The sequence below is a fragment of the Chromobacterium sp. S0633 genome (genome assembly GCF_024158805.1).
Taxonomy (GTDB): Bacteria; Pseudomonadota; Gammaproteobacteria; order Burkholderiales; family Chromobacteriaceae; genus Chromobacterium.
This window is the reverse complement of record NZ_JAMZGH010000088.1, coordinates 1-6464: the sequence shown is the minus strand read 5'-3', so window position 1 is coordinate 6464 and position 6464 is coordinate 1. Positions and strand designations below refer to the sequence as shown.

The window sequence follows — 6464 nt, the reverse complement described above, 5'->3', positions numbered from 1 at the left end:
CTTGGGCGATCAACTGATCCAGCACCGGATCGTTGAACTGCTTCCACCAGTCCAGGGCGATGGCCGGGTTCTGGGCCGCAATGTGGACCTGGCCGCTGTCCGGCAGCTCCAGTTTGGGGCGGCTGTAGTCGGGGCCGACCGCGCAAGCGGTCAGCGCCAGCGCCACCAATGAGGGCATCAGCACGCGTTTAAACATTGTCGGCCTCCTCCGCCGCAGCCGGCGCTTTGCGCCGCTCCGACGCCTGCATGATCAAGCGGAAAAACAGCGGCACGAAGAAAGTGGCGATAAAGGTGGCAGCCAGCATGCCACCCACCACCGGCGTGCCCAGCGCGCGGCGGCTGGCGGAGCCCGCGCCGCTGGAAATCACCAAGGGCACGCAACCCAGGATGAAGGCCAGCGAGGTCATCACGATGGGACGGAAGCGCAGCCGCGCCGCTTCCAGCGCGGCGTCCATCAGCGGCAGGCCCTGCTGGCGCTGCTGTACCGCGAACTCCACGATCAGGATGGCGTTCTTAGCCGCCAGGCCCACCAGGGTGACGACGCCGATCTGGAAATAGACGTTGTTGTCCTGATGGCCGATGACGGCGGCGAGCAAGGCGCCGAACAAGGCGAAAGGCACCGAGGTCACCACCGCCAGCGGCAGGCTCCAGCGTTCGTACTGCGCCGCCAGGATCAGGAACACCATCAGGATGCCGAACAGGAAGGCGGTGGCGGCGGTGCCGCCGGCCAGTTTTTCCTGATAGGCGCTGCCGCTCCAAGCCAGCGCATAATCGTTGCCCAACACTTGCCGGGTCACCTCCTCCAAGGCCTGGATGGCCTGGCCGGAGCTGACGCCGGGCGCGGGCTGGGCCAGGATCTTGGCGGCGTTGAAGATGTTGAAGCGGTCCACCAGCTCCGGCCCGTAGCTGGATTTGACCTCCACCAGGCTGGACAGCGGCACCATCACGCCCTCGGCGGAGCGCACATAGATATTGGCGATGTCTTCCGGCCGCGCGCGGAAGTCCGCCTCGGACTGCAGCTGCACCTTGTAAGTGCGGCCGAACTTGTTGAAGTCGTTGACGTAGAGCTGGCCGAAAGTGGCTTGCAGGGTGTCGAACACCTGGTTGATGTCCACGCCCAGCGCCTTGGTCTTTTCGCGGTCCAGGTCCAGATACTTCTGCGGCACATTGGCGCGGAAGGTGGTGGCCACACTGGCGAACTCCGGCCGCTGCCGCGCCGCGGCCAGCAGTTTTTCCGCCGCCTGGCTGAGCTTTTGCGCGCCCTGGTCGCCGCGGTCCTGCAAATAGGCTTCCAGGCCGCCGGTGGTGGACATGCCGATGATGGGCGCCGGATTGAAGGCGCTCATCACGCCGGCCTGCACGGTGCGGCCCAGGCGGTTGAACTCGGCGGCCACGGAGAAGGAATCCTCGCCCTTGGCCTTGCGCTGGTCCCAGTCTTTGAGGGTGACGAAGCTGGTGCCGCGGTTGGTCTGCTTGGAGCCGGACAAGATGTCGAAACCGGTGAAGGTGGTGACGCTTTCCACATTGGGATTGGCCATCATCAGCCGGTCGAATTCCGCCGTGGCCTTGGCGGTGCGGGTCAGCGCGGCCGCGTCCGGCAAGGCGGTGTTGGCGAACAGCGTGCCCATGTCCTCATTGGGCACCAGCGAGCCGGGCACCTTCTGATACAGGCCGACGGTAGCGGCCAGAACGACGGCGATCAGGCCGAAGGCGACGCCGACACGGCGGTTGAGAAACAGCACGCCCAGCACGTAGCGGCCGGTCAGGCGCTCGAAAGCGCGGTTGAACCACTGGAAAAAGCGCGGCGGCTGGTGATGGCCGGGCTTGAGCAGCAAGGCGCACAAGGCCGGGGTCAGCGTCAGCGCGACAATGCCGGAAATGATCACCGACATGGCGATGGTGACGGCGAACTGCTTGTACATCACCCCGGTCATGCCGCCCATGAAGGCCACCGGCAGGAAGACCGCGCACAAGACCAGCACGATGGCCACCAGCGCGCCGGACACCTCGCCCATCGCCAGCACCGCGGCTTCCTTGGCGCCGCAGCGGCGTTCGCTCATGATGCGTTCTACGTTTTCCAGCACCACGATGGCGTCGTCCACCACGATGCCGATGGCCAGCACCATGCCGAACAGGGTCAGCAGATTGATGGAGAAGCCCAAGAGCAGCATGCCGGCGAAAGTGCCGACCAGCGACACCGGCACCGCGATGCAGGGAATCAGCGTGGCGCGGAAGTTCTGCAGGAACAAATACACCACCAGGAACACCAGCACGGTGGCTTCCAGCAGGGTTTCCACCACGCCGTCGATGGAGACTTTGACGAATTTGGTGGTGTCGAAGGGAATGGTGTAGTCCACGCCGGCCGGGAAGCGGACCTTGAGCTCCTCCATCTTGGCGGCGATGGCGGCGGACACCTTGAGCGCGTTGGCGCTGGGTTGCAGATAGGTGGTGATGCCCACGCTGGGCTTGCCGTTGCGGGTGCCGATCACATCGTAGTCGTTGCCGCCCATTTCCACCCGCGCCACGTCCTTGACGCGGATCTTGGAGCCGTCCGGCATTGAGCGCACGATGATGTTCTCGAACTCCCTGGGCTCGCTGAGCCGGCCCTTGGCGTTGACGGTGTAGGTGAAGCTGATGGGCGCGCTGGTGGGCTGGGCGCCGATCTTGCCGGCGGCGAACTGGGCGTTCTGCTCGCGCACCGCCTTGGCCACGTCGGACGGGGTCAGGCCCAGCTGGGCCATGCGGTCCGGCCGCAGCCACAGCCGCATCGCGTAGTCGGTGCCGCCCATCATCGCCACGTCGCCCACGCCGGGAATGCGCTTGAGCTCGTCCATCACATTGAGCAGGGCGAAATTGGACAGATAGTTGCGGTCGTACTGGCCGGTGGGCGAGCCGATGGAGATCACGCTGAGCACCGAGGTGGATTTCTTGCGCACGGTGACGCCCTGGCGCTGCACTTCGTCCGGCAGCTGTTTCATCGCCGCCTGCACCCGGTTGTTGACGTCGATGGTGGCCTGGTCCGGATCCGTGCCCACGGCGAAATAGACATTGAGGCTGAGCTGGCCGTTGGAGGCGGCGCTGGATTGCATGTAAAGCATGTTTTCCACGCCGTTGAGCTGCTGCTCCAAGGGCGCGGCCACGGTCTGGGCGATGGTTTCCGGCGTGGCGCCCGGATAGTTGGCCGACACCGACACCACGGCTGGAACGATCTGCGGGTACTGCTCCACCGGCAGCGCGCGCATCGCCGCCAGGCCGGCCAGCACGATGACGATGGACAGTACGCTGGCGAAAATGGGGCGGTTGATGAAGAAACGCGAGAACATGGCTAGCTCCTCACGCCTTGGCCGGCGCGGCGGCCACCGGCTTGACCACGGTGCCGGGGCGGGCCTGCATCAGGCCGTCCACAATCACCTTCTCTCCAGCCTTGAGGCCGGATTCGATCACCACCCGGCCGCCCACCTGAGCGCCCAGCTTGACCATTCTGGCCTGCACCTTGTTGTCCGCGCCCACCACCATCAGCTGATTGTCCGCCTGGGCCTGGACAACGGCCTGCTCCGGCACGGTCAGCACGTTCTTGCGCACGCCCAGGTCCAGCATCACGCGCACGAATTGCCCGGGCAGCAGACGCTCGTCTTCATTGGGAAATTGCGCGCGCGCGCTGATGGTGCCGGTCTTGGGATCCACGCGGTTGTCGCGGAAATCCAGCTTTCCGCTTTGCGGAAAGACGCGGCCGTCCGCCAGACGGATCCGCACCGGATGGCGGCTGCCGTCTTCCGCGCTCACCTTGCCGGTGGACAGGCTGTGTTCGTAATTGAGGCTGTCCTGCTCGGAAATGGAGAAATTGACGTAGATGGGATTGAGCTGGGAAATGGTGGTCAGCGGCTCGGCGGCGTCCACGCGGATCAGGCTGCCTTCGGATTGCACCTGCTTGCTGGTCAAGCCCGGAATCGGCGCGGTGACGCGGGTGTAGTCCAGATTGAGCTGGGCCTCCTTGACCTTGGCGTCGGCGGACTGCTTGGCCGCCTTGACGGAGTTCAGCGCCGCCACCGCGTTGTCGTAATCCATTTTGGACACCGCCTGCTCCTGGTACAGCGGGCGGATGCGCGTCAGATCGGCGTCGGCTTTTTGCAGCGCGGCCAGCTGCACCGCCTGCGCGCCCTTGGCCTGTTCCAGCTGCGCCTGATACGGCGCGGGGTCGATCTGGAACAGCGTCTGTCCCTGCTTCACCGGCTGGCCTTCCACATAAGTGCGCTTGAGCAGAATGCCCCCCACGCGGGCGCGCACCTCGATATCGCGGTAACCGGCGGTTTCGCCCACCAGTTCCATGGTCATCGGCACATCGCCGGGCGCGGCGGTTTCCACGGTGACTTGCGGGGCGGCGGCGGCCTTTTGCTGCGGCGAGCCGCAAGCGGCCAGCCAGACCGGCGCAGACAATAGCAGGGCAAGCGACAATAGCTGCCGCGACGGATAGCGCATTATTATTTCTCCATATGAGCGGGTATTCGGGAATGGCGGGCAAACCCAGGGCGCAAGCAAGCAGCCTTGTCGACAAAGACGCGGACGGTCCCGCGAGGCGCGGGCCGTGCCTTATTTAGGGATGGCTTAGCAGTGCCTTATTAAAACAGCCGCTTGTGAAGGGTGTTTTTTAAAAATCGGCGTTTTTGTAAATTGCGGGTAAATTCGCGGGAAAACGATGTGAAGAGTTGTGAATGCGAATCAAATGCGCGGCGTGGACGCCGCCGCGGCCGGCCTCCGGCCTGCCCGCCGCGCCGCCCTCATTTCGCCGGCGGCGCAGGCTGAAAGCGGCGAAGCATGCGCTCGTAACTACCGTCGCCGCGCATGGCGCGCAGGCCGGCCTCGAACTGGTCCGCGTATTCCCTGCCCTTGGGCCGCGCCTTGGAGAAAGCCAGCCAGAAACCATCCTGACTGATCCGCCCCGCCTGCCGGACCCGCCCGGCCGCGAACGGGTTGCCGCGGATGCGCAGTTGTCCGGGGCGCGCGTTCATCAGCACATAGTCCACGCGCCGGGCCAACAGCATGCGAATCAGGTCCTCATCGGAATGAGCCACCGATTTGACGATCTTGGGATCGCGCATGAAAACGCTGGGATAGGTGTAATCCTGGGTGATGCCCACCCTGCGGCCGGCCAAATCGCGCAGGCCCAGCCCGGCTCCGCCGGCGGCGAGCGCGAAGATGGCCAGTTCTTCGGTGAACATCGGCGTTTGATGCCACCAGAATTGCTCGCGATTATCATCGGTAATGGTGGCGCTGAGGCAGCCGTCGGCGCGGCCGACGCGCGCCAGCATCAGGCAGCGCGCAAACGGCACCAGCACAAAGCGGACCTCGACGCCCCGGCGACGGAACGCCTCGCGCGCCAGTTGCGGCGCCAGCCCCTGCGCGGCGCCGTCGGCGCCGCGCGCCGAATACGGCGGCCAATCGTCCTCCACGGCGATGAGCAGGGCCGGAGCCGCATCGGCCGCCTGCGCCGCAACGGCCAACAGGCCCGCGCACAGGGCTCGTCGAAACCACGCTTGCATCTGAACCCTCCCGCCGAGAAGCCGCGAGCCGGAGATGGACAAACGCCGCGCGCGCCAATGCTTAATATCGACAACTTTACACTACAAACCGCGCATGAAGGCGCCTCGCCTGCGGCTGGACTCGTGTCACGCTGCGGGACGGCGACGCGGCGTGGGCGCGCCATCCAAGCCGCCGCGCCGCGGATCGCGCGGTTTCTCGATGCGCGGGGCCGCATAGAACAAGCGGCCGGCTTTCCGCGTCGCCGCTTGAGCCCAAGCGGGCTTGCGGCAAAGCGCTTGACCCCCGCGCGCGGGCAATGCCAAGATCATGAACCGCCCCGCCTTCACGCTAACCGCTGCCGCCCGAGGAGATTGGTTTGGAACCGTTTTGCCATCCGCTGGAAGTGCGCTGGTCCGACTGCGACGCTAACCAGCACGTCCGCCATACCGCCTACGCCGATTTCTGTACCCATGCCCGCATAGAATGGCTGCGCGGCCAAGGCTTTGGCTTTGAACAATTTCAGGCGCTGGGGTTCGGCCCGGTCATTTTCAAGGAGTGGACCGAGTATTTCAAGGAACTGCGGCTGAGCGAGCGCATTCACGTGCGCCTGGCCATCGCCGGCCTAAGCCAGGACGGCAAGCGCTTTTGCATCCGCCACGAGATTTACAAGGAGGACGGCCGCCTGGCCGCGCGTCACGAAGTCAGCGGCTCCTGGATAGACCTGACGCTGCGCAAGCTGACCGCGCCGCCGCCGGAATTGAGCGCCATTTTCGCCTGGGCGGAGCGAACCGAGGATTTCCAGGCGCTGGATTGAGGCATGCCGGACGCGAAAAAGCCCTGACAATGCAGTCAGGGCTTTTTTGCTTGCTTTGGCGGAGAGGGGGGGATTCGAACCCCCGTTAGGGTATTACCCTAAACACGCTTTCCAGGCGTGCGACTTAAACCAC

General features: G+C 65.1%; 4 protein-coding genes and 1 pseudogene. 1 reads left to right on the top strand and 4 read right to left on the bottom strand.

Features of this window, described 5'->3' with window-relative positions; all coding sequences use genetic code 11:
• The 4 genes and pseudogenes from NK214_RS24515 to NK214_RS24500 form a co-directional block, all read right to left on the bottom strand.
• Positions 1-196: pseudogene (locus NK214_RS24515) on the bottom strand (transporter); the annotation flags it as partial.
• A complete protein-coding gene (locus NK214_RS24510) occupies positions 189-3323 on the bottom strand; it encodes an efflux RND transporter permease subunit (RefSeq protein WP_253315756.1) in 3135 nt (1044 codons plus the stop codon). The gene NK214_RS24510 and the pseudogene NK214_RS24515, both read right to left, overlap by 8 nt.
• 10 nt (positions 3324-3333) lie before the next feature.
• Positions 3334-4476 carry an efflux RND transporter periplasmic adaptor subunit gene (locus NK214_RS24505; protein WP_253315755.1) on the bottom strand — a complete coding sequence of 381 codons (1143 nt, stop codon included), beginning with the start codon at positions 4474-4476 and terminating at the stop codon, positions 3334-3336.
• 299 nt (positions 4477-4775) lie between these two features.
• Positions 4776-5537 carry an ABC transporter substrate-binding protein gene (locus NK214_RS24500; protein WP_253315754.1) on the bottom strand — a complete coding sequence of 254 codons (762 nt, stop codon included), beginning with the start codon at positions 5535-5537 and terminating at the stop codon, positions 4776-4778.
• Positions 5538-5893: 356 nt separating this feature from the next.
• Here NK214_RS24500 and NK214_RS24495 point away from each other — a divergent pair, with 356 nt between their 5' ends.
• Positions 5894-6331, top strand: coding sequence for a thioesterase family protein (locus NK214_RS24495; protein ID WP_158274317.1), 438 nt, complete (start codon positions 5894-5896; stop codon positions 6329-6331).
• Positions 6332-6464: the final 133 nt, after the last annotated feature.